The following is a 21,737-nucleotide window of genomic DNA, read 5'->3' on the forward strand; positions in this document are numbered from 1 at the left end:
GCGCAAGTAATCCGTTGGGAGTTGAAATCATGGCCCCGAGCGCCATGACCCGTTGGACCGCATCCCTTTCCGAAGCGCAGCCGGTTCCGTACTGGCTGGACGACCCCGGCAGGCCTCGCCCCGAAGCCGCCCTCACCGGCGCCGAGACCTGCGACCTGCTCGTCGTCGGCGGCGGCTACAGCGGACTGTGGACCGCGCTGCTCGCCAAGGAGCGCGACCCGGGGCGCGAGGTGGTGCTCCTGGAGGGCCGCGAGGCGGGCTGGGCCGCCTCGGGCCGCAACGGCGGATTCTGCGCCGCGTCGCTGACCCACGGCCTGTCCAACGGACTCACCCGCTGGCCGGACGAGATCGGGAAGCTGGAGGAACTGGGCGCACGCAACCTCGACGCGATCGAGGAGGCCGTCACCCGCTACGGCCTCGACTGCGACTTCGAGCGCACCGGCGAGATCGACGTCGCCACCGAGCCGCACCAGGCCGGGGAACTCCGGGAGTGGTACGAGGAGCTGCGCGGCCGGGGTCTCGCGGACGGCGTGGAGTTCCTGGACGCCGCGGCGGTCCGGGACCAGGTCGACTCGCCGACCTTCCTGGCCGGCCTGTACGACCGCCGCGGCGTCGCCATGCTGCATCCCGCGAAGCTCGCCTGGGGCCTCAAGCGCGCCTGCCTCCGGCTCGGCGTGCGGGTGTACGAGCACACCCCCGCGCTCGAACTGAAGGCGTACGGCGCCGGCATGGCCGTACGGACCCCCTACGGCTCCGTCCGGGCCCGCCGGGTGGCCCTCGCCACCAACATCTTCCCGAACCTGGTCAGGAGAGTGCGGTCGTACACCGTCCCGGTCTACGACTACGCGCTGATGACCGAGCCGCTGACCGCCGGCCAACTGGCCGCCGTGGGCTGGAAGAACCGTCAGGGGCTGGGGGACTCGGCCAACCAGTTCCACTACTTCCGGCTCTCGTCCGACAACCGGATCCTGTGGGGCGGCTACGACGCGATCTACCCGTACGGCGGCCGGATGCGCGCCGAGTACGACCACCGCCCGGAGACCTACGCGAAGCTCGCCGGGCACTTCTTCACCTGCTTCCCGCAGTTGGAGGGCGTCCGCTTCACCCACGCGTGGGGCGGTGCCATCGACACCTGCTCGCGCTTCTCGGCCTTCTTCGGCACCGCGCACCGGGGCCGGGTCGCGTACGCGGCCGGGTACACGGGGCTCGGGGTCGGCGCGACCCGGTTCGGCGCGGACGTGATGCTCGACCTGCTGGCGGGGGAGCGCACGGAGCGCACCGAGCTGGAGATGGTCCGCAGGAAGCCGCTGCCGTTCCCGCCCGAGCCGTTCGCCTGGACGGGCATCGCGCTCACCAAGTGGTCGCTGGCGCGGGCGGACGCGCACGGCGGGCACCGCAATCTGTGGCTGAGGGCCATGGACCGGCTGGGGCTGGGCTTCGACAGCTGAGGTCCGGGGCCGGTGACCACCGGACCGTTGATCACCGGGCGCTTCGGAGTGCCGTTGATCCACAGGCGTACGCCCAGCTCACCCACTGTGATCCGGTTCACTACCACGGGATGGCCGAACCCGCGTAATGCCCGGCCCGAACCCCCCTCTCCCTTCTGACGCGACCGGCGTCGACATGAGGAGAGAGGGAGGTACCGCCATGACAGGGGCCAAGACGGCGGTCGAATGGCTGGCATCCGTGGCACCGGATCCCGGGGTCTGCCGCTGGGAGTGGGAGCGCAATCCGGCGGGGGTCGCGCTGCTGCCGGCCGGCCGGCTCTGGGACGTACTGATCCTGCCGGGCCGGCTCGGCTACCCCACGCTCGACGTGCTCACCCGGGTCATCGACCAGCCGGGCCCGGTGCTCGTCGACTTCGGCGACGCCCGGATGGGCTTCTTCGTGCCGCCGGGCACCGCCGCGCGCTGGCTCGGCACGGGAGTGCGCACGGCGGGGCACGGCACCTGGATCGTGGTGCCGTACCCGGGACGGCTGACCGGCGGGGTCCGCTGGCTGGTCCCGCCGGACGGCACCGGAACGCTCACCGATCCGGCGCTGCTGGAACTGGCCATGCACGAGGCCGCCGCGGGTCTCGCCGGAAGCGAGGACCGATAGCGACGACGGGAACGGACCCGGCCGCCCACGGAAGCCGCACGGACCCGGCCGCCCACGGAAGCCGCACCGAGCGGCAGAGGTCTTGACAACCGGATTGGTCTGGACCAGGTTGGGCGCGCTCCACCCTCCTGAATTCCCCCATGCCTGGAGGCAGTTGTGGAACGCACCGAAAACAGGGGCCCCGACAGACCGCTCCCGCTCCGCCGGAGGCTGCTCGCCGTCTGCACGGCCACCGTGCTGGCCCTGCCCGGCCTCGCCGCGCTCTCGCCGGCCGCCCACGCGGCCGACGCGGACCTGGTCAGGAACGGCGGCTTCGAGACCGGCCTCGACGGCTGGACCTGCACGGCGGGCGCCGTCGTGAAAACACCCGTGCGCAGCGGCGGTTCGGCGCTGCAGGCGACCCCGGCCGGCAGCGACAACGCGCAGTGCTCGCAGACGGTGACCGTGAGACCCGACTCCCCGTACACCCTCGCCGGATACGTCCGGGGCAGTTACGTCTACCTCGGCGCGAGCGGCACCGGCACCACCGACGTCTCCGCCTGGACCCCGTCCGCGTCCGACTGGCAGCGGCTCTCCACGACCTTCCGCACCGGCCCGTCCACCACCAAGGTCACGATCTACACCCACGGCTGGTACGGCACCGGTGCCTACTACGCGGACGACCTCTCCCTCGTCGGTCCCGGTGTCGAGGCGGGCCAGCCCCCGGCCGTGCCCACCGGGCTCAAGGCCGGCACGGTCACCTCCTCGACCGTCGCGCTGTCCTGGTCGGCGGTGACCGGCGCGACGGGCTACGCGCTCTACCGCGACGGCGTCCGGGTCCAGACGGTCACCGGGACATCGGCCACGGCGGGCGGACTCACGCCCTCGACGGCGTACGCCTTCCAGGTCGCCGCGACCAACGACGCGGGGGAGTCGGCGAAGTCGGCCGCGGTGACGGCGACGACCTCCGCGGGCTCCGGCGGCCCGGGCGGGAGCCTTCCGACGCACGCCCTGGTCGGCTACCTCCACGCGAGCTTCGCCAACGGCTCCGGCTACACCCGGATGGCCGACGTCCCCGACAGCTGGGACGTCATCGACCTGGCCTTCGGCGAACCGACCTCCACCACGTCCGGCGACATCCGCTTCACCCGCTGCCCGGTCGCCGAATGCCCCACGGTCGAGAGCGACGCCGACTTCAAGGCGGCGATCAAGGCCAAGCAGGCCGCGGGCAAGAAGGTGCTGATATCGATCGGCGGCCAGAACGGCCAGGTCCAGCTGACCACCGCGGCCGCCCGCGACACCTTCGTCTCCTCGGTCTCGAAGATCATCGACACCTACGGTCTCGACGGCCTGGACATCGACTTCGAGGGGCACTCGCTCTCGCTGGACGCGAGCGACACGAACTTCAAGAGTCCGACGACGCCGGTGGTCGTGAACCTGATCTCCGCGCTGAAGACCCTGAAGGCCAAGTACGGCTCCGGGTTCGTCCTCACGATGGCCCCGGAGACCTTCTTCGTCCAGCTCGGCTACCAGTTCTACGGCACGGGCAAGTGGGGCGGCCAGGACCCGCGGGCCGGCGCGTACCTCCCGGTGATCTACGCCCTGCGCGACGACCTCACGCTCCTGCACGTCCAGGACTACAACTCCGGCCCCATCATGGGTCTCGACAACCAGTACCACTCGATGGGCGGCGCCGACTTCCACATCGCCATGACCGACATGCTGCTCACCGGCTTCCCGGTCGCGGGAGACACCAACAACGTCTTCCCGCCGTTGCGCCCCGACCAGGTCGCCATCGGCATGCCGGCCTCGGTGAACGCGGGCAACGGCTATGTGTCCCCGGCGGAGGTGGACAAGGCGCTGGACTGTCTGACCAAGCGGACGAACTGCGGCTCGTACGCGACCCACGGCACCTGGCCCGGACTGCGCGGCCTGATGACGTGGTCCGTCAACTGGGACCGGTTCGCGGGCTGGGAGTTCCAGCGGAACTTCGACGGCTACTTCGGCTGACGCCCCACTCGGAGAACAGGACCGACGCCGTGAGCAGCACCGCGCCCAGGCACCAGCTCGCCAGGACGTCCAGCGGCCAGTGGTACCCGCGGCGGACCAGGCCGAAGGCGACCGCCAGGTTCACGGTGAGGCAGAGCCCCAGCAGCCCGCGGCGGGCGCGGGCCGTACGGAGCCGGGGGAGGAGGAGCAGGGTCGCGCCGCCGTAGGCGACGACAGCCGTGGCGGTGTGACCCGAGGGGTAGAAGCCCGTGCCCGGGCCCATGACCGGTGGGCCCGGGCGGGCGACCAGTTCCTTCAGCGGCACGATCACCGCCGGTACGACCGCCATCAGCCCCGCGGCGACGGCCGGCGGCAGCCACCAGCGTTCCCGCCCGGCGGCGCGGGCGGACAGTGCCACGTACCCGAGGACGACGGTCAGCACCGGTACCGCTACGGGGACGCCGCCCAGGTCGGCGAGGAGCTCGGAGACGCGGTCCGGGTGGACGAGGGAGCGGCTGAGGCGCTCGTCGGCGCGGGCGAGGGGGCCGTGGGCCGCGACCTGCCAGGTGATCAGCGCGAAGAGGGCGGCCGGAAGGCCGAGCAGCCACAGAAGGCCCGCGAGGCCGGGGAGGCCGGGAAGGAAGGTCGGCCGCCCCGGAACAGGGGGGGTGGTTCCGGGGCGGCCGACCGGATCGGATCGTCGCGCGCCCCGGGGGGTTTGGGGCGGGCGACTGTCCGATCGGTGAAGAGATCCGGAGCCGGAAGCTCCGGGTGTGTGCGCGAGGGCACGGCCAGGGTGAAGCTGGGGAGGCCTCGACCCTGTGTCGCCCACAGTCCCCTGTGGGCGGGGTGTTTCTCTCATCTGGGTAGAACCTACGGCAGGGGATGCGGCACCGACAGTCGCAAACGCGTCCTGTCATCCACCTCGCACACGTTCTTCACACGCTCTGCCCCCGGCCGCACCCGCCGCGGAACGAAGCGGAATCCGCCGTCGGCGGCCTGCCGGGTTCCGGTGCGGGCGCGACGGTGACGTCAGACGCGGGAAAAGGCCTGCTCGATGATGTCGAGGCCCTCGTTGAGGAGGTCCTCGCCGATGACCAGCGGGGGCAGGAAGCGGAGGACGTTGCCGTAGGTGCCACAGGTCAGGACCAGCAGGCCCTCCTGGTGGCAGGCCTTGGCGAGCGCGGCGGTCGTCTCCGGGTTCGGCTCCTTGGTCGCGCGGTCCTTCACCAGCTCGATGGCGATCATGGCGCCGCGGCCACGGACGTCGCCGATGACGTCGAACTTCTCGGCCATGGCACCCAGCCGGGCCTTCATGAGCGACTCGATGTTCTTCGCCTTGGCGTTGAGGTCGAGCTCCTTCATGGTCTCGATCGCGCCGAGCGCGCCCGCGCAGGCCACCGGGTTGCCGCCGTAGGTGCCACCCAGGCCGCCCAAGTGCGCGGCGTCCATGATCTCGGCGCGGCCGGTCACGGCGGCGAGCGGCAGGCCGCCCGCGATGCCCTTGGCGGTGGTGATCAGGTCGGGGACGATGCCCTCGTCCTCGCACGCGAACCACTGGCCGGTGCGGCAAAAGCCGGACTGGATCTCGTCCGCGACGAAGACGATGCCGTTGTCCTTGGCGAACTGGCTGATGGCCGGCAGGAAGCCCTTCGCGGGCTCGATGAAGCCGCCCTCGCCCAGCACCGGCTCGATGATGATCGCGGCCACGTTGTCGGCCCCGATCTGCTTGTTGATCATGTCGATGGCCTGCGCGGACGCCTCGGCGCCGGCGTTCTGCGGGCCGGTCAGCCAGCGGTAGCCGTAGGCCACCGGCACCCGGTAGACCTCGGGCGCGAACGGCCCGAAGCCGTGCTTGTACGGCATGTTCTTGGCCGTCAGCGCCATCGTGAGGTTCGTCCGGCCGTGGTAGCCGTGGTCGAAGACGACGACGGCCTGGCGCTTGGTGTAGGCGCGGGCGATCTTGACGGCGTTCTCGACGGCCTCGGCGCCCGAGTTGAACAGCGCGGACTTCTTGGCGTGGTCGCCCGGCGTCAGCTCGGCCAGCGCCTCGGCGACGGCGACGTAGCCCTCGTACGGCGTGACCATGAAACAGGTGTGGGTGAAGTCCTGGAGCTGGGCGGAGGCCCGGCGTACGACAGCCTCGGCACTCGCGCCGACCGACGTCACGGCGATGCCGGAGCCGAAGTCGATCAGGCGGTTGCCGTCGACGTCCTCGATGATGCCGCCGCCGGCGCGCGTGGTGAAGACCGGGAGCACCGAGCCCACGCCGGCCGCGACCGCGGCGGTGCGGCGGGCCTGCAGCTCCTGCGACTTCGGGCCGGGGATGGCGGTGACGACGCGGCGCTCCTGCGGAAGTGCGGTCATGAGGGGCTCCCTGATGATCTTGCGAACCGGACGGTCCCCGGCGGACGGGGCGCCGGGCGGGTGTTTTCGGACGCTTGACTTCTTTCTTCGCAGGCTAGGGCCGGCCCTGGGGGGTGGGCATGCTCCATGTGGGCGTTGTCGGAAGGACCGCTTGTCCGTGGTGGACATGTGGACATGGCGGCGGACGCGGCGGCGGACATGGAGGAGCGCGGGCACGGCGGCCCGCCCTCGCGGCGGACCGGGCCGTGTAAACGGTGAACTCACCTCGTAGGACCACTAGATTGGCCTTGGAGCGACAAGCGGTCTGGCTGGTCAGGGGGCGCACACGATGGACTTCGACGGTACGCGCGACGCACGTGGCACGCATGCCGATCCCGTGCCTCGTCCGGCCGCACCCCCCGGCATTCCCGCCGTTCCCGGAGGTGCTCCGCCCAGGCCCCCGGGACCGCCGCCCGTGCCCGGCCGGCCGCCGGCGCCCCGGCCCGCGGTGCGTGACTGGCTCAACGAGCCGCGCCCGGACGCCGCACTCGGGATCTGGCGGTACGGATACGTCGCCCCCCGGGCGTCGAGGGACCGGAAGCGGCTCTCTTCCGTGACGGTCGTCGGCCTCGCGATCCCCTTGGTGATCGGGCTCGTCGTCTGGTCCTTGTGGCGCCGCGGGAACATTCCCTATCAGCTGGTCGTGCTGAAACTGTTCACACCGGACGACTGGTGGTGGGGCGGGACGACCTCCCCGAAATCATGGCAGGGCGGGGATGCCATCGTCCTCTACAACGGCCTGTTCTTCGGCGCGCTGATCTACGCGATGGGCCGTCTCGGAAGCTGGCGCGAGATCGCCCACCACTTCGTCGTCCGGCGCACGCAGCCCGGCCGGGCCGTCATCGCGGCCGTGGCGGCTCTGGTGACCCTGACCTTCGTCTGGCCGGAAGCCTTTCCCGGCGTCGGGTGGGACCCCCTGCCGATCGTCGATCCGGCGCTGTCCCTCGTGGCGCTGATCGCCGGCGGTCACGAGGTGTTCCGGTCGGTGACGCTCACCTACGGCGTCTACACGGTGATCACCGTGCTGGTCCTGCTGCCCTTCGCCAAGCTGGGCGGATGGTGGCCGCTCGCCAGGGAACGGTTCGGCAACCGGCCGGCTCCAGCAGCGGCACCGGCGCCCTCGACCGAGCCCTCGGGAGCGTCCGGCCCTGCCGCCGAGTGGCCCGAGCTGAGGGCGACCGGACAGCACAAGGCGGCGGACCTCCTCTCCTCCGAGGTACTGACCGAACGAATGAACGACGTGGACTGCGCCAGGATTCTGCGTGCCTGGACCTCGGCGAAGCGGGACGGACGGCTCGCCGTCTTCAGCGACACCGTGCTGCGCCGGGGCGCCGCGGCCTGGACCCACCCGTCCGGAGCCCGCGACCTGCCCTCCCGCGCCGCCCCGCACGACCTGCTCGCGGCCCAGGTGCGGCTCGGCCGGTGGGTCGCCCGGGAGCGCACCCCGCTCGCCTACTCCGGAGCGGGTGCCGCCCTCGACCCGGCGACACTCGGCACCTCGCTCCTCGCGGTCGGACCGGCGGGTTCCGGGAAGACCCGCCACCTCGTACGCCCTGTCGTCGAATCGCTCGGGCTGCAGGCCCTCACCGCGCGGTGCGCCGTCGTCGCGGTGGCGGCCGCCGGGACACCGGTCGGCCCGGACACGTCGTACGACGTCGTCGTGAAGCTCGGCAATCCCGAGTCGGTCCATGACCTGGACCTGTACGCCGACTGCGACGACTCCGACGAGGCGGCGGCGCTTCTCGCCGAAGGCCTGGTCGGGAGCGTCGACGGCGTCGACGTGCGGCGCGCCGCCACCGCCCTCGCCCAACTGCTCGGCCCCTACCGCACCCTGCACGGCACCTTCCCGACGATTCCCGTGCTGCGCGAACTGCTCGAAGGCGTGCCTGCGGTGCTGGAGCCGCTGCGCCAGGGACTGTCGGCCGGGGGGCACCCCGCGATGCTCCGTGAACTGGAGGCGCGGCTGCGGCAGAAGGGCGGCTCGAACGACCCCGGCCCCGTTCTGGCCGACCGTCTGGCGCTTCTGGACCGGCCCGTCTTCGCGGACTTCTTCGGCGCGGGCGGGAGCGCCCGGCCCTTCTCACTCCGGGCGGTCGCCCATCACCCGCTCCGCGTTCGGATCGATCTCCCGGAACGCGGGTACGAAGAGGCGTCCCAGCTGATCACCCGGCTGCTGCTCGCCCAGTTCGCCACCGTCGTCCGCGGCGGCGGCGAGCGCGGGCACTTCGCCTGCCTGGTGCTCGACGACGCGACCGGGGCGCTGACCGCCGGGACGGTACGCCGCATCCAGGGCTTCCGGGCGCAGAACGCGGGAGTGGTGCTCGCCCTGCGGACCATCGGGGACATCCCCGAGGCCCTGCACGGGCCGCTGTACGGAGCGGTCGGCTGCCGTATGGCCTTCTCCGGCGTCACGACGTGGGACGGCGGGCGCTTCGCCGAGTCCTGGGGCACCGAATGGGTGGAAGCACGTGATGTGGCCCAGCACACCGTCTTCGCCGATCAGCCCATGACCCGGGCCATCCACGCCCTGCGCAAGCTGGTGACCGGCAAGGCCGTGACCACGGACGCCGTCACCGTGCGTCAGGTCGAGCGGGAGCACTGGTCGGCGTCCGAACTGGCCCACACGGTGCCGCCCGGACACGCGGTGCTGTCGTTGACCAGCGTGAAGGGCGAACACGCCCCGCCACTGCTGGTGGACCTGGGCGGCTGACCCGCACCACCGGGCGTGACGTATGGATGGAGCCGTATGGACCTACACATACGGACCCGCTGGCCAGGACGTAGGGACAGGAACTCACGCGACGACCGTACGGTGAGGCAGAATCGACACAGGCCGTTCATACACCGCGGCCAAAAGATCACAGAGATCACACCGACTGAAGGCCTCATGCCCCCCACGCTCGCCTCGCTCGTCCACCACTCCGCGCTCAAGCTGACCGTGCGGGCCGGCGAGGACCGACTGGACGTGCCCGTCCGCTGGGCCCATGTCAGCGAGCTCGCGGACCCCGTGCCGTACATGGAGGGCGGGGAACTGCTGCTCATCACCGCGCTCACGCTGGACGCGGAGGACCCGGACGCCATGCGGCGTTACGTGAAGCGGCTCGCCGGAGCGGGGGTCGTCGGCCTGGGCTTCGCCGTCGGCGTCAACTACGAGGAGACCCCGAAGGCACTCGTCGACGCGGCCGAGGAGGAAGGCCTCCCGCTGCTGGAGGTACCCCGGCGTACGCCGTTCCTGGCGATCAGCAAGGCCGTGTCGGCCGCGATCGCCGCGGACCAGTACCGAGCCGTGACCGCGGGCTTCGCCGCCCAGCGCGAGCTGACCAAACAGGCGCTGAGCGACGGCCCCCAGGGACTGCTCGCCGCGCTCGCCGGACAGGTGGACGGCTGGGCCGCGCTGTACGACGCCTCGGGCGCCGTCGTCGCCGCCGCGCCCGAGTGGGCCGTACGGCGGGCCGGGCGGCTCACCCCGGACGTGGAGCGGCTGCGCGAACGGCCCGCGCCCGCGAGTTCGGTGGTGGGCGGCGAGGACCGCGTCGAACTGCACTCCCTCGGGACCGGACGCAGGCCCCGCGCCGCGCTCGCCGTCGGCACGGCCGCCGCCCTCGGCACCGCCGAGCGGTACGCCGTGCACTCGGCGATCGCGCTGCTGACCCTCACCACCGAGCGGTCACGGCCACTGCACGCGGCCGAGCAGCGGATCGGCGCGGCGGTGCTGCGCATGCTGCTCGCGGGCCAGCCGGAGCACGCCCGGACCGTGGCGGGGGACCTGTACGGGGAACTGCTCGACGCGCCGTTCCGGCTCATCCTCGCCGAGTCGGCGTCCGCCTCGGCGGCCCGGGCGCACGCCGACGGGCACGCCAGGGTCGCCGCGCCGAAGCCGTCCACGGCCCAGGTCGCGGTACCGGACACGAACGGCGACCCGCTCGGCGGCCTCGCCGAGATCGTGGAGTCGGCCGCCGCCCGCTCCGGCGAGTCCGTGCTCGTGGTGCCCGACGGCGAGCGGCTGGTCGTGCTCGCCGTGGACGGAGGCGCGGCGGTGGCCGCGTGCGGGGAGTACGCCCTCGCCCTGGACGCCGTGCGGGCCGGGGCCTGGGAGCAGCCGGCGGGCGAGGAGGACGAGCTGGTCGTCGGCCTGTCCGCCCCGGCCGGGCCGATCGCCGCGGCCGCCGCCTACAAGCAGGCCGAACAGGCGCTGTCCGTCGCCCGGCGGCGGGGCCGGTCCCTGGTCGAGCACGAGGAACTGGCCGCGGGGTCGGTGCTGCCGCTCCTCGCGGACGACGCGGTACGGGCGTTCGCCGACGGTCTGCTGCGGGCGCTGTACGAGCACGACGCGACCGGGCGCGGCGACCTGGTGGCCTCACTGCGGGCCTGGCTGTCCCGGCACGGGCAGTGGGACGCGGCGGCCGCGGATCTCGGGGTGCACCGGCATACGCTGCGTTACCGGATGCGGAGGGTCGAGGAGATCCTCGGGAGGTCCCTCGACGATCCCGATGTACGGATGGAACTCTGGCTGGCCTTGAAGACGACGGCTGCCGCCGCGGAATAGAGGGTTTCGCCCCCGCCGCCCTAACCCGACCCCTCCGTTTCCTGGGGGCTGCCGCCCCCGGAACCCCTCTCCGGCCTTGAGGGCCTTGTCCTCAAGCGCCGGACGGGCTGGAGGTGTGGGCCTGCGCTGGAGGTGTGGGGCGCGGCCTGCATGGAGGTGCGGGCTGCGCTGGAGGACCGAGGGTGCGCTGGTGGTGCGGGCCCGCACTGAAGTTGCGGGGGCTCGCTGTCAGGACCGGCGCCCGGGGTCATGTCCTCAGCCCGTCCGGCGTTTGAGGACGAGCCCTTCGGGCGAGGCGGGGGTCCAGGGGGCCGCAGCCCCTTGGCGGGGGTCTGGGGGGCGGAGTCCCCAGGTACGGGATGGGTCGGGTAGGGGCGGCGGGGGCGGAACACCCCTCGGCGACCGGGACAAAGCGGCGTACCCCGCCAGGTGACTGCTACGCCCCGGACAAACACCTCTCCGCCACCCCGGCCCTACCGTGGACCACGAAAGCCAAGGACTCCTCAACCTCGGAAGGGCCCGGGACTCGACATGACTTCCACCACCGCCTTCTGGCTCGCCGGCCGCCAGGCCACCGGCGAGACCGCCTTCGACGTGACCTCACCGTGGGACGGCCGGCTCGTCGCCCAGGTCAGCGTCCCGACCGAGGCCCAGGTCGAGGAGGCCGTCGCCGCCGCACACGCCGTGCGCGACGAGTTCGCCGCCACCCCCGCCCACGTCCGCGCCGCGGCCCTCGACCACGTGAGCCGCCGCCTCGTCGAGCGCACCGAGGAGATCGCGCGGCTCATCTCCGCCGAGAACGGCAAGCCGATCAAGTGGGCCCGCGGCGAGGTGGGCCGCGCGGTCTCCGTGTTCCGTTTCGCGGCGGAGGAAGCCCGCAGGTTCAACGGCGGCGAGGCCCAGCGCCTGGACACCGACCTCGGTGGTCAGGGCCGCCTCGCTCTGACCCGCCGCTTCCCGAAGGGCGTCGTCCTCGGCATCGCGCCGTTCAACTTCCCCCTCAACCTGTGCGCCCACAAGATCGCCCCGGCCATCGCGGCCGGCGCGCCGATCATCCTGAAGCCGGCTCCCGCGACGCCGCTGTCGGGCCTGATCATCGGTGACCTGCTCGCCGAGACGGACCTGCCCGCCGGTTCGTGGAGCATCCTGCCGGTCTCGAACGACCGCATGCCCGCCCTCGTCCAGGACGAGCGCCTGCCCGTGATCTCCTTCACCGGTTCCGAGAGGGTCGGTTACGCGATCATGGACTCGGTGCCGCGCAAGCACTGCACCCTGGAACTGGGCGGCAACGGCGCGGCCGTCGTGCTCGCCGACTGGGCGAGCGACGAGGACCTGGACTGGGCCGCCACCCGGATCGCCACCTTCTCGAACTACCAGGGCGGCCAGTCCTGCATCTCCGTGCAGCGGGTGATCGCGGACGCGTCCGTGTACGACCGGCTGCTGCCGCGCATCGTCGCCGCCGTCGAGGCGCAGGTGACCGGCGACCCGTCGGACGACAAGACCGACGTCGGCCCGCTGGTCAGCGAGGACGCGGCCAAGCGTGTCGAGTCGTGGGTCGACGAGGCGGTCCGCGCGGGTGCCTCGCTGCTCGCCGGCGGCAAGCGCGACGGCGCCTCCTACGCGCCGACGGTTCTCGCCGACGTGCCGGACGATGTCACCGTTTCCTGCGAGGAGGTCTTCGGACCGGTCCTCACCGTGCGCAGGGTGGACGGCGAGACAGCCGCCTTCGCCGCCGCCAACGACTCCAAGTACGGTCTGCAGGCGGGTGTGTTCACCCATGACCTGCAGAGTGCCTTCCGCGCGCACCGGGCGCTGGAGGTCGGCGGTGTCGTGGTCGGCGACGTGCCGTCCTACCGCGCCGACCAGATGCCGTACGGCGGTGTGAAGCAGTCCGGTGTCGGGCGTGAGGGCGTGAAGTTCGCGATGGACGACTACACCTACGAGCGCGTCCTCGTGCTGACGGGCCTCGCGCTCTGAGCACTGCCTGAACGATCGCCGACGGCCGGAGCCCCCGCACCAGGGGCTCCGGCCGTCGGCGTGTCCGGAGGTCCGGGTCACCGGCGCCCGGTACGGATCCTGGTCAGGCCGCCTTCGTCACGTCGTCGCGCGAGAGGGCCGACCACAGTGAGAGCAGCTCCTGGTACTCCTCGGCGCGCGCGGAGCTCGCCGGCTCCGTCATCAGGTGGCGGATACGGTCGTTGACCTGGTCAAGGGCGTGCGGCACCTGGCCGTCAGGCCCGGGGGAGTACGACATACCCACACCGTACGGCGAGGGTCTGACAATGGGGGGCGTGCCTGTTCGTGTACGAGGCGATGATCGTCCGTCGCCTCGCCCGCCGGGCACCGGCGCGTCGAGACGAGGTGTCGCCTCCACGCGGTGAACCTACGCGGTCACGGCACGGGCGGAGCCGGCAGTCACCCGGGCGGCCTCCCGCACGCCGCCCGCGACCACCGCGCACGTGAAGGCGATCACAGGGGCCTTCCAGCCCCAGGAGGCGAACGCGATCACCGGTATGACGAACATCGAGTGGACGACGGAGACGGCGAACGCCCCCCGCGCCCAACCTCCGCCCGTCACCGGCCGACGTACGGTCGCCCAGTGGCACCACCACAGTCCGGCAGCGACCGCCGCGATGCCGGCCATCACGACGGCGCCCAGCCGGGCCATATCGGCATCGGTCACACTGTCAGGGCCCAGTGCGGTCGAGCCGGTCGTGTGCACGCTCAGTGCGAGCGCGGTCCAGCCGAGGGCCGCCGCACTCAGCAGGGAAGCCAGAACCGCCGCGAGCCGCCGGTCCCAACTCGTCCCGGACCGCATGAAGTTCGATTTCATGACTCATTCTAGCCATGGCCTCGAACAGGGATACGGGATCTCCGTCGCCTTAGGGGCCCATGGCGAACGGGACATGACCCACGTCGCCGGTCCGACAGTCGAACGTTCTGCTTGCGCCCCGAGTCGGCGAAGACGCCCGTTCCGCCCCGCCCGGAGACGCGCTACTGCCCTTGATCAGCGGCCTGTTCTACGGTGCGATCTTCGGTGCGCTCTTCGGCTTCGCCGGCCACGCGTTCACCGGAGGCCGCCGCGACTTCGCGTCCCGCAGCCAGATCGTCGCCGCCCGCTACGACGTGGTCGCTCAGGCGGAGGTCGCGGAAGAGGCGAAGAACCTGCTCGTCAAACTCGGCTGGCGCGAAGGCTGGGGCGACTGGGGCGACCGAGGCGACCGATAGGGCTGAGAAGGCTGAGAAGTGCGACAGGTGCGGGACGGCCGGGCGCCGCGCGTCACACGGCCGGCCTCCTCCTGGCCCGGCGCTCCGTGTCGAGCGCGGCGGTGCCGGCCAGTGCCACGGCGGCCACCGCGAGGCAGAAGAAGGCCGGGTTGACGTACCTGGGGACGTGGCCGGTGGCGTACCGGCCGCCGTCCCCCGTCTCGCAGACGAAGCGCACGGGCAGATAGCTCACCGTGTAACCGGTGATGCCGGGGTCCCGCGCCCACTCCTGCCAGCCCGGCGTACGGCACGGCCGGATCGGCGCCGAGTCGGTGCCGCCGTCCTCCGCCGCCAGGACCGCCCCGGCGACATGGAGCAGACCCCACACATACACGGCCACCGCGGCCGCACCCACGAGGGCGGCGGGCCCGCGCAGCCGTCCTGCGCCGCCGGCGCGCTCCGCGTCCGGGCGTCCGAGCCTGCGTAAGCCGTACGCGGCGAGGGCGACGCAGGCGACCAGTCCGCCCGCGAGCGACAACAGGAGCAGAGGAATCATCCGCCGACTTCAGCAGGGCAGGATCGGCCCCGCTGTGGTGGAGGCCACAGTTCCGGGCAACGGAAACGTCACGTGTCGTGCGCGGCCGCACCGCCGCCGGCCGGGGCACGTCCCGCAGGGGCTCACGGGGAGTTGGCGGGTGGCGAGTGGAGCGTCAGGCGGCCGCCGGTGCCGGGCCCGTGCTCGCGCGGATCGTCAACTCGGGTGCGATGAGCGCCACTTCGACGGCCCCACGCCCCTCCAGCTTGGCGATCACCATCTCGACGGCCTGCCGCCCCATCTCCTGTGCGGGGATGGCGACCGACGTCAGTCGCACGGAGGCCTGCGTGGCGACCTGGTCCGGGCAGATCGCGATCACCGACACGTCCTCGGGGACGGCCCGGCGCCGGCGGCGGAGCAGGGCGAGCAGCGGCTCGACCGCGGACTCGTTCTGCACGACGAAGCCCGTGGTGCCGGGGCGCTCGTCGAAGACCCGGGCGAGCGTCAGGGACATCGCGTCGAAGCCGCCCTCGCAGGGACGGTGCAGCACCCGCAGGCCCAACTCGCGGGCCCGGGAGCGGAGTCCGTCGAGGGTGCGCTCGGCGAAGCCCGTGTGCCGTTCGTAGACGGCGGGTGCCTCGCCGATGACGGCGATGTCCCGGTGGCCCAGCACCGCCAGGTGCTCGGCGCACAGTGCGCCCGTCGCTCCGAAGTCGAGATCGACGCAGGTCAGTCCTGAGGTGTCGGCAGGCAGCCCGATCAGCACGGACGGCTGGTCCGTCCGGCGCAGCAACGGCAGCCGCTCGTCGTCGAGTTCGACGTCCATCAGGATCATCGCGTCGGCGAGTCCGCTGCCCGTTACCCGGCGCACGGCGTCGGGTCCCTCCTCGCCGGTGAGCAGCAGCACGTCGTACCCGAAGGTGCGGGCGTGGGTCGCCACCGCGATGGCGATCTCCATCATCACGGGTACGTACATGTCGGTGCGGAGCGGAACCATCAGCGCGATGATGTTGGACCGGCTGCTCGCCAGGGCCCGGGCGCCCGCGTTCGGGTGGTAGCCGAGTTCCCGGATGCTCAGCTCGACCCGCTGCCGGGTCTCCGCGGAGATGGACCGCTTACCGCTGAGGACATAGCTCACTGTGCTCGCCGAGACTCCGGCGTGCTGGGCGACCTCGGCGAGGGTGACCATCCGGCTCTCCAGGTGGTGTGAAGCGCTTCGACAGTGCGTGTACCGCGGATGGAGCAAGTGGGGGCGGCTCGACATTAGTCCGGGGGAGAGAGTGTGTCCATAGGTGCTCAACATCAGTCGAAGCGCTTCGACGGCGACCTCGCCGGACTCGTCGCGGGGCGCCCGTCCCTCCCGTCGTCGCGTCCTCCCGGGGAGACGGTGACCGGGGAGGATTGTCACGCGAACGGTCCCCTGATGCGACACCCGGCGCGGCGGCGCCGGTCGGGATGACGCAATGTGGAACATGTCAGGCGACACCGGATGGAAAGCCGCGTACGTGGCGGATGCCGGCCGCCCCCGGACGTTCGGGGGACGGTCCGAACGCTGCGCGAGGACTGGTGGGGTCGCCCGCAATCAGGTACATACGATCGAGTAGCACCGGTCAGTAACGAAGACCCCCAGTGATCCCTATTCGCGGCGAGGTGAGCTTCTTGTCCGCAACACCCCACCGGCCCACAGTCACCGAACGTGAGGCCCGTCAGGTCGCCGAGGCGGCGCGGGAGCAGGACTGGCGCAAGCCCAGCTTCGCCAAGGAACTGTTCCTCGGTCGCTTCCGGCTCGACCTGATCCACCCGCACCCCCTGCCGCCCGACGAGGCGGTCCAGCGGGGCGAGGAGTTCCTCGCCAAGCTGCGCGACTTCTGCGAGACGAAGATCGACTCCGCCCGCATCGAGCGCGAGGCGCGGATCCCCGACGAGGTCGTCGACGGGCTCAAGGAGCTCGGCGCCCTCGGCATGAAGATCGACACCAAGTACGGCGGCCTCGGCCTCACCCAGGTGTACTACAACAAGGCACTCGCCCTGGTCGGCTCCGCGAGCCCGGCGATCGGCGCGCTGCTCTCCGCGCATCAGTCGATCGGCGTACCCCAGCCGCTGAAGATCTTCGGCACCAAGGAGCAGAAGGACACCTTCCTGCCCCGCTGTGCCCGTACCGACATCTCGGCCTTCCTGCTCACCGAGCCGGACGTCGGCTCCGACCCGGCGCGGCTGGCCACGTCCGCCGTGCCGGACGGCGACGACTACGTCCTCGACGGCGTGAAGCTCTGGACGACCAACGGTGTCGTCGCCGATCTGCTCGTCGTCATGGCGCGGGTGCCGAAGTCCGAGGGCCACAAGGGCGGCATCACGGCGTTCGTGGTGGAGGCCGGTTCCGACGGCATCACCGTCGAGCACCGCAACGCCTTCATGGGCCTGCGCGGTCTGGAGAACGGTGTCACCCGCTTCCACCAGGTACGCGTCCCCGCCGCGAACCGGATCGGCCCGGAGGGCGCGGGTCTGAAGATCGCGCTGACCACGCTCAACACGGGCCGGCTCTCGCTCCCCGCCATGTGCGTGGGCGCGGGGAAGTGGTGTCTCAAGATCGCCCGCGAGTGGTCCGCCGCGCGCGAGCAGTGGGGCAAGCCGGTCGCCTTCCACGAGGCGGTCGGAGCGAAGATCTCCTTCATCGCGGCGACGACGTTCGCGCTGGAGGCGGTCGTCGACCTGTCCTCGCAGATGGCCGACGAGGACCGCAACGACATCCGTATCGAGGCCGCCCTCGCCAAGCTGTACGGCTCCGAGATGGCCTGTCTGATGGCCGACGAACTGGTCCAGATCCGCGGCGGCCGGGGCTTCGAGACCGCCGCGTCCCTCAAGGCCCGCGGCGAACGGGCGGTCCCGGCCGAGCAGATCCTGCGGGACCTGCGCATCAACCGCATCTTCGAGGGCTCGACGGAGATCATGCACCTGCTGATCGCCCGTGAGGCCGTGGACGCCCACCTCTCGGTGGCCGGTGACCTCATCGACCCCGACAAGTCCCTCTCGGACAAGGCGAAGGCGGGCGCCAACGCCGGCGTCTTCTACGCCAAGTGGCTCCCGAAGCTGGTGACGGGCCCCGGTCAGCTCCCGCGCTCGTACGGCGAGTTCCAGCACGGCGTCGACCTCTCGCCGCACCTGCGCTACGTCGAACGCAGCTCCCGCAAGCTGGCCCGCTCCACCTTCTACGCCATGTCCCGCTGGCAGGGGCGGATGGAGACCAAGCAGGGCTTCCTGGGACGGATCGTCGACATCGGCGCCGAGCTCTTCGCGATGAGCGCCGCCTGTGTGCGGGCCGAACTCCTGCGCACGGGCGGGGAGCACGGCCGTGAGGCGTACCAGCTCGCCGACGCCTTCTGCAGGCAGTCCCGGGTCCGTGTCGACGAACTCTTCGGGCGGCTGTGGACCAACACCGACGAGCTCGACCGCAGGGTCGTCAAGGGCGTGATGGCGGGCACCTACACCTGGCTGGAGGAGGGGGTCGTCGACCCGTCCGGCGACGGCCCGTGGATCGCCGACGCGACGCCCGGTCCCGCCCAGCGGGAGAACGTGCGCCGGCCCATCCGCTGACCCCCCGGGTCCCGCGGGTGCGGGCGGTGGCCGACGCCGTCGGGCGCGTCGGCCACGCCCTCCGCCCCGCCGCCCGGATGTCCCCGGGCGGCGGACCGCCCGGGGATCAGCAGTACTTGTCGCTGGGGTCCCGCGTCGTCCACGAGCACGAGTCGGCCTTGGAGCCGCTCGCCTTCGTGAGCGTGGCCGTGTCACCGGTGTTGTTCCAGACGTACGCGCGGCGGTGCTGGTACTTGTCCGCCGTGGTGTCCGTACCGCTTCCGGTGTGCACCTTCATGGTCCTGCCCGCCCCGATCTTCACGTTGGGGAAGGTGTACCGGTGGTTCGACACGTCCTTCAGGACCCAGCCCTTGAGCGAGACCGCCGCGGAACCGGTGTTCCTGAGCTGCACCCACTCGCCGTTGAGGCTCGCGTTGGAGCGGTTGTCGGAGCCGGGGCTGTCGAACCAGACGTGATGGATGGTCACACCGCCGGCCGCCTGCGCCGGAGTGCTGAGAAGAAACGTGCCTGTCAGTGCCACGGCGCCGGCGAGCGCGGGCAGGGCGGCGTGTATCCGCATTGAGAACCCCCCAGGGTGTCGTTCCCCGGCCGGTCGTCCACCGGCCAGTGGTGAAGTGCTATCACGTGATCTTCACGTGAGATTCACAAAAGGTGATTCCGCGTCCTCCGGTACGCCGGGGTGCTAATGAGGGCGGAAGCGGAAGAGGGGAGCCCTGTCCTGCGCGGTCCGCGGTACGGCCACAATGGGGGGATGAGCGACAGTCCAGCCCCCCTCGCTGATCCGCATCTTGTCTTCGACCCCGTGGACGGAGTCCGGGATGTCGTGATCCTCGGCTCCACCGGGTCGATCGGGACCCAGGCCATCGACCTCGTGCTGCGCAACCCCGACCGCTTCCGCGTCACCGGGCTCTCCGCCGCCGGCGGCAGGGTCGGACTGCTCGCCGAGCAGGCCCACCGACTGCGGGTGCGCACGGTCGCCGTCGCGCGCGAGAACGCCGTACCCGCGCTGCGGGAGGCACTGGCCGCCCAGTACGCCGCCGGTGAGCCGCTCCCCGAGATCCTCGCCGGAGCCGACGCCGCCACCCACCTCGCCGGATCCGACGGTCACACCGTCCTCAACGGCATCACCGGCTCCATCGGCCTCGCCCCGACCCTCGCCGCCCTGGAGGCGGGCCGCACCCTCGCGCTCGCCAACAAGGAGTCGCTCATCGTCGGCGGCCCGCTGGTGAAGGCGCTGGCCGAACCGGGACAGATCATTCCCGTCGACTCCGAGCACGCGGCCCTGTTCCAGGCCCTGGCGGCCGGCACCCGCGCGGACGTCCGCAAACTCGTCGTGACCGCCTCCGGAGGACCCTTCCGGGGCCGTACGAAGGCGGAGCTGGCGAACGTCACACCCGCCGAGGCCCTGGCCCACCCGACCTGGGCCATGGGACCGGTCATCACGATCAACTCCGCGACCCTGGTCAACAAGGGGCTGGAAGTCATCGAGGCGCACCTCCTCTACGACATTCCCTTCGATCGCATTGAGGTGGTCGTGCACCCGCAGTCGTATGTCCACTCGATGGTTGAGTACACGGACGGATCGACACTGGCCCAGGCGACGCCCCCCGACATGCGGGGGCCGATCGCCATCGGACTCGGCTGGCCGGAGCGCGTCCCCGACGCCGCCCCCGCCTGCGACTGGACCAAGGCGTCGAGCTGGGAGTTCTTCCCGCTCGACAACGAGGCGTTCCCCTCGGTCGGACTCGCCCGGCAGGTGGGCCGGCTCGCGGGCACGGCCCCGGCGGTGTTCAATGCCGCCAACGAGGAGTGCGTGGACGCCTTCCTGAACGGCACACTGCCGTTCAATGGGATCATGGAGACCGTCACACGGGTGGTCGAGGAACACGGAACACCCCGATCGGGAACTTCCCTGACGGTGGCGGACGTCCTCGAAGCGGAGACCTGGGCGCGTGCCCGGGCCCGTGAACTGACGACACAGACGACAACCGCGGAGGCTCGTGCATGACGACCCTGATGATGATCCTCGGCATAGTCGTCTTCGCGGTCGGCCTGCTCATCTCGATCGCCTGGCACGAGCTGGGACATCTGTCGACGGCCAAGCTCTTCGGTATCCGGGTGCCGCAGTACATGGTCGGCTTCGGGCCGACCATCTGGTCGCGGAAGAAGGGCGACACCGAGTACGGGGTGAAGGCGGTCCCGCTCGGTGGCTACATCCGCATGATCGGGATGTTCCCGCCGGGTCCCGACGGCCGGATCGAGGCACGCTCGACCTCCCCCTTCCGGGGCATGATCGAGGACGCCAGGTCGGCGGCCTTCGAAGAGCTCAAGCCCGGTGACGAGACCCGCCTCTTCTACACGCGCAAGCCGTGGAAGCGCGTGATCGTGATGTTCGCGGGCCCGTTCATGAACCTGATCCTGGCCGTCGCGATCTTCCTCGGCGTGATGATGACGTTCGGCGTGCAGACCCAGACCAACACCGTCGGCAAGGTCTCGGACTGTGTCATCCAGCAGAGCGAGAACCGCTCCAAGTGCGCGGCGAGCGACGAGGCCGCGCCCGCCAGGGCGGCCGGGCTCAGGGGCGGCGACAAGATCGTCGCGTTCGACGGCAGGGCGGTCGGCGACTGGTCGGCCCTGCAGTCCGACATCCGCTCCAACCCCGGCAAGGACGTCACCCTCACGGTCGACCGCAAGGGACAGCGGCTCGACCTCAAGGCCCACCTGATCAAGAACCAGGTCAGCAAGACCGACGGCAACGGCGGCTACGTCGAGGGCAAGTACGTGTACGCCGGCTTCCTCGGCTTCACGCCCGCCTCCGGCATCGTCCAGCAGTCGTTCGGACAGTCCGTGAACCGCATGGGCGACATGATGCAGAACGGCGTCGAGTCGCTGGTCTCGCTGCCGGGCAAGATCCCCGACCTGTGGGACGCGGCCTTCGGCGACGGCCCGCGCAAGGCGGACTCCCCGATGGGCGTGGTCGGAGCGGCCCGGATCGGCGGGGACGTCTTCACGCTCGACATCCCGGCCTCCCAGCAGGTCGCGATGATGCTTCTGCTGGTCGCGGGCTTCAACCTGTCCCTCTTCCTGTTCAACATGCTCCCGCTGCTCCCGCTCGACGGCGGGCACATCGCGGGCGCGCTCTGGGAGTCGCTGCGGCGGAACGCGGCGAAGGTGCTCAAGCGGCCCGACCCGGGTCCGTTCGACGTCGCGAAGCTGATGCCGGTGGCCTACGTGGTGGCCGGGATCTTCGTCTGCTTCACGCTCCTCGTGCTGGTCGCGGACGTGGTCAACCCGGTGAAAATCTCCTAGTAGGGCTCCGTTCACGATGGCCGGGCACCCTGGGGTGCCCGGCCACCATTCGTTGGGTGGGTTTAGGGGCGTGAT

Annotated in this window: 17 protein-coding genes; 10 read left to right on the forward strand and 7 right to left on the reverse strand. The window is 71.4% G+C overall.

All coding sequences use genetic code 11. The features are described from left to right. Nucleotides 1-29: 29 nt before the first annotated feature. From ABZV34_RS21355 to ABZV34_RS21365, 3 genes are all read left to right on the forward strand, one after another. The gene (locus tag ABZV34_RS21355) at nucleotides 30-1,448 is read left to right on the forward strand and encodes an FAD-dependent oxidoreductase (RefSeq protein ID WP_356278750.1); all 1,419 of its coding nucleotides are present in this window, start codon (nucleotides 30-32) and stop codon (nucleotides 1,446-1,448) included. A gap of 199 nt (nucleotides 1,449-1,647) precedes the next feature. Beyond that, nucleotides 1,648-2,100, forward strand: a complete 453-nt coding sequence (locus ABZV34_RS21360; RefSeq protein WP_356278753.1) for a hypothetical protein — start codon at nucleotides 1,648-1,650, stop codon at nucleotides 2,098-2,100. A gap of 156 nt (nucleotides 2,101-2,256) precedes the next feature. Further along, complete coding sequence (locus ABZV34_RS21365) at nucleotides 2,257-4,089, forward strand: glycoside hydrolase family 18 protein (protein ID WP_356278756.1); 1,833 nt, start codon at nucleotides 2,257-2,259, stop codon at nucleotides 4,087-4,089. On the opposite strand, the gene ABZV34_RS21370 is transcribed toward ABZV34_RS21365, so the two are convergent. Both ABZV34_RS21370 and gabT read right to left on the reverse strand, forming a co-directional pair. Then, nucleotides 4,028-4,900, reverse strand: a complete 873-nt coding sequence (locus tag ABZV34_RS21370) for a phosphatase PAP2 family protein (RefSeq protein WP_356278759.1) — start codon at nucleotides 4,898-4,900, stop codon at nucleotides 4,028-4,030. The two genes, ABZV34_RS21365 and ABZV34_RS21370, sit on opposite strands and share 62 nt — an antisense overlap. Before the next feature lie 200 nt (nucleotides 4,901-5,100). Continuing rightward, a complete protein-coding gene (gene gabT, locus ABZV34_RS21375; protein ID WP_356278762.1) occupies nucleotides 5,101-6,435 on the reverse strand; it encodes a 4-aminobutyrate--2-oxoglutarate transaminase in 1,335 nt (444 codons plus the stop codon). A 328-nt stretch (nucleotides 6,436-6,763) separates the two neighbouring features. On the opposite strand from gabT, the gene ABZV34_RS21380 reads away from it, so the two are divergent. From ABZV34_RS21380 to ABZV34_RS21390, 3 genes are all read left to right on the forward strand, one after another. Further along, the gene (locus tag ABZV34_RS21380) at nucleotides 6,764-9,184 is read left to right on the forward strand and encodes an ATP/GTP-binding protein (RefSeq protein WP_356278765.1); all 2,421 of its coding nucleotides are present in this window, start codon (nucleotides 6,764-6,766) and stop codon (nucleotides 9,182-9,184) included. 177 nt (nucleotides 9,185-9,361) lie between these two features. Further along, nucleotides 9,362-11,020: a PucR family transcriptional regulator gene (locus ABZV34_RS21385; protein ID WP_356278767.1), complete on the forward strand. Its 1,659-nt coding sequence runs from the start codon at nucleotides 9,362-9,364 to the stop codon at nucleotides 11,018-11,020. Nucleotides 11,021-11,551: 531 nt separating this feature from the next. After that, nucleotides 11,552-12,997, forward strand: coding sequence for an aldehyde dehydrogenase family protein (locus ABZV34_RS21390; protein WP_356278770.1), 1,446 nt, complete (start codon nucleotides 11,552-11,554; stop codon nucleotides 12,995-12,997). A 103-nt stretch (nucleotides 12,998-13,100) separates the two neighbouring features. On the opposite strand, the gene ABZV34_RS21395 is transcribed toward ABZV34_RS21390, so the two are convergent. Further along, nucleotides 13,101-13,274, reverse strand: coding sequence for a hypothetical protein (locus ABZV34_RS21395; RefSeq protein ID WP_356278773.1), 174 nt, complete (start codon nucleotides 13,272-13,274; stop codon nucleotides 13,101-13,103). A 129-nt stretch (nucleotides 13,275-13,403) separates the two neighbouring features. Further along, the gene (locus ABZV34_RS21400) at nucleotides 13,404-13,853 is read right to left on the reverse strand and encodes a hypothetical protein (RefSeq protein ID WP_356278776.1); all 450 of its coding nucleotides are present in this window, start codon (nucleotides 13,851-13,853) and stop codon (nucleotides 13,404-13,406) included. Nucleotides 13,854-14,023: 170 nt separating this feature from the next. Here ABZV34_RS21400 and ABZV34_RS21405 point away from each other — a divergent pair, with 170 nt between their 5' ends. Continuing rightward, complete coding sequence (locus ABZV34_RS21405; protein ID WP_356278779.1) at nucleotides 14,024-14,248, forward strand: hypothetical protein; 225 nt, start codon at nucleotides 14,024-14,026, stop codon at nucleotides 14,246-14,248. A gap of 52 nt (nucleotides 14,249-14,300) precedes the next feature. Here the strand turns inward: ABZV34_RS21405 and ABZV34_RS21410 are convergent, their stop codons facing one another. After that, on the reverse strand, nucleotides 14,301-14,783 hold the full coding sequence (locus tag ABZV34_RS21410) for a hypothetical protein (RefSeq protein WP_356278782.1): 483 nt from the start codon (nucleotides 14,781-14,783) through the stop codon (nucleotides 14,301-14,303). 154 nt (nucleotides 14,784-14,937) lie between these two features. After that, entirely contained in the window at nucleotides 14,938-15,951 is a 1,014-nt protein-coding gene (locus ABZV34_RS21415) for a LacI family DNA-binding transcriptional regulator (RefSeq protein ID WP_356278785.1), read from the reverse strand. 470 nt (nucleotides 15,952-16,421) lie between these two features. On the opposite strand from ABZV34_RS21415, the gene ABZV34_RS21420 reads away from it, so the two are divergent. After that, a complete protein-coding gene (locus ABZV34_RS21420; RefSeq protein WP_356278788.1) occupies nucleotides 16,422-18,353 on the forward strand; it encodes an acyl-CoA dehydrogenase family protein in 1,932 nt (643 codons plus the stop codon). Between the two features lie 106 nt (nucleotides 18,354-18,459). Here ABZV34_RS21420 and ABZV34_RS21425 read toward each other — a convergent pair whose 3' ends face one another. After that, nucleotides 18,460-18,912: a lamin tail domain-containing protein gene (locus ABZV34_RS21425; protein WP_356278791.1), complete on the reverse strand. Its 453-nt coding sequence runs from the start codon at nucleotides 18,910-18,912 to the stop codon at nucleotides 18,460-18,462. A gap of 192 nt (nucleotides 18,913-19,104) precedes the next feature. On the opposite strand from ABZV34_RS21425, the gene dxr reads away from it, so the two are divergent. Beyond that, the gene (dxr, locus tag ABZV34_RS21430) at nucleotides 19,105-20,361 is read left to right on the forward strand and encodes a 1-deoxy-D-xylulose-5-phosphate reductoisomerase (protein WP_356278794.1); all 1,257 of its coding nucleotides are present in this window, start codon (nucleotides 19,105-19,107) and stop codon (nucleotides 20,359-20,361) included. Further along, nucleotides 20,358-21,662 (forward strand): site-2 protease family protein, encoded by a 1,305-nt coding sequence (locus ABZV34_RS21435; protein WP_356278797.1) that lies wholly within the window; start codon nucleotides 20,358-20,360, stop codon nucleotides 21,660-21,662. Before dxr ends, ABZV34_RS21435 begins: the two co-directional genes overlap by 4 nt. The last annotated feature ends 75 nt before the right edge of the window (nucleotides 21,663-21,737 follow it).

Source organism: Streptomyces sp. NPDC005195 (assembly GCF_040608315.1).
GTDB classification, from domain to species: Bacteria; Actinomycetota; Actinomycetes; order Streptomycetales; family Streptomycetaceae; genus Streptomyces; species Streptomyces kaempferi.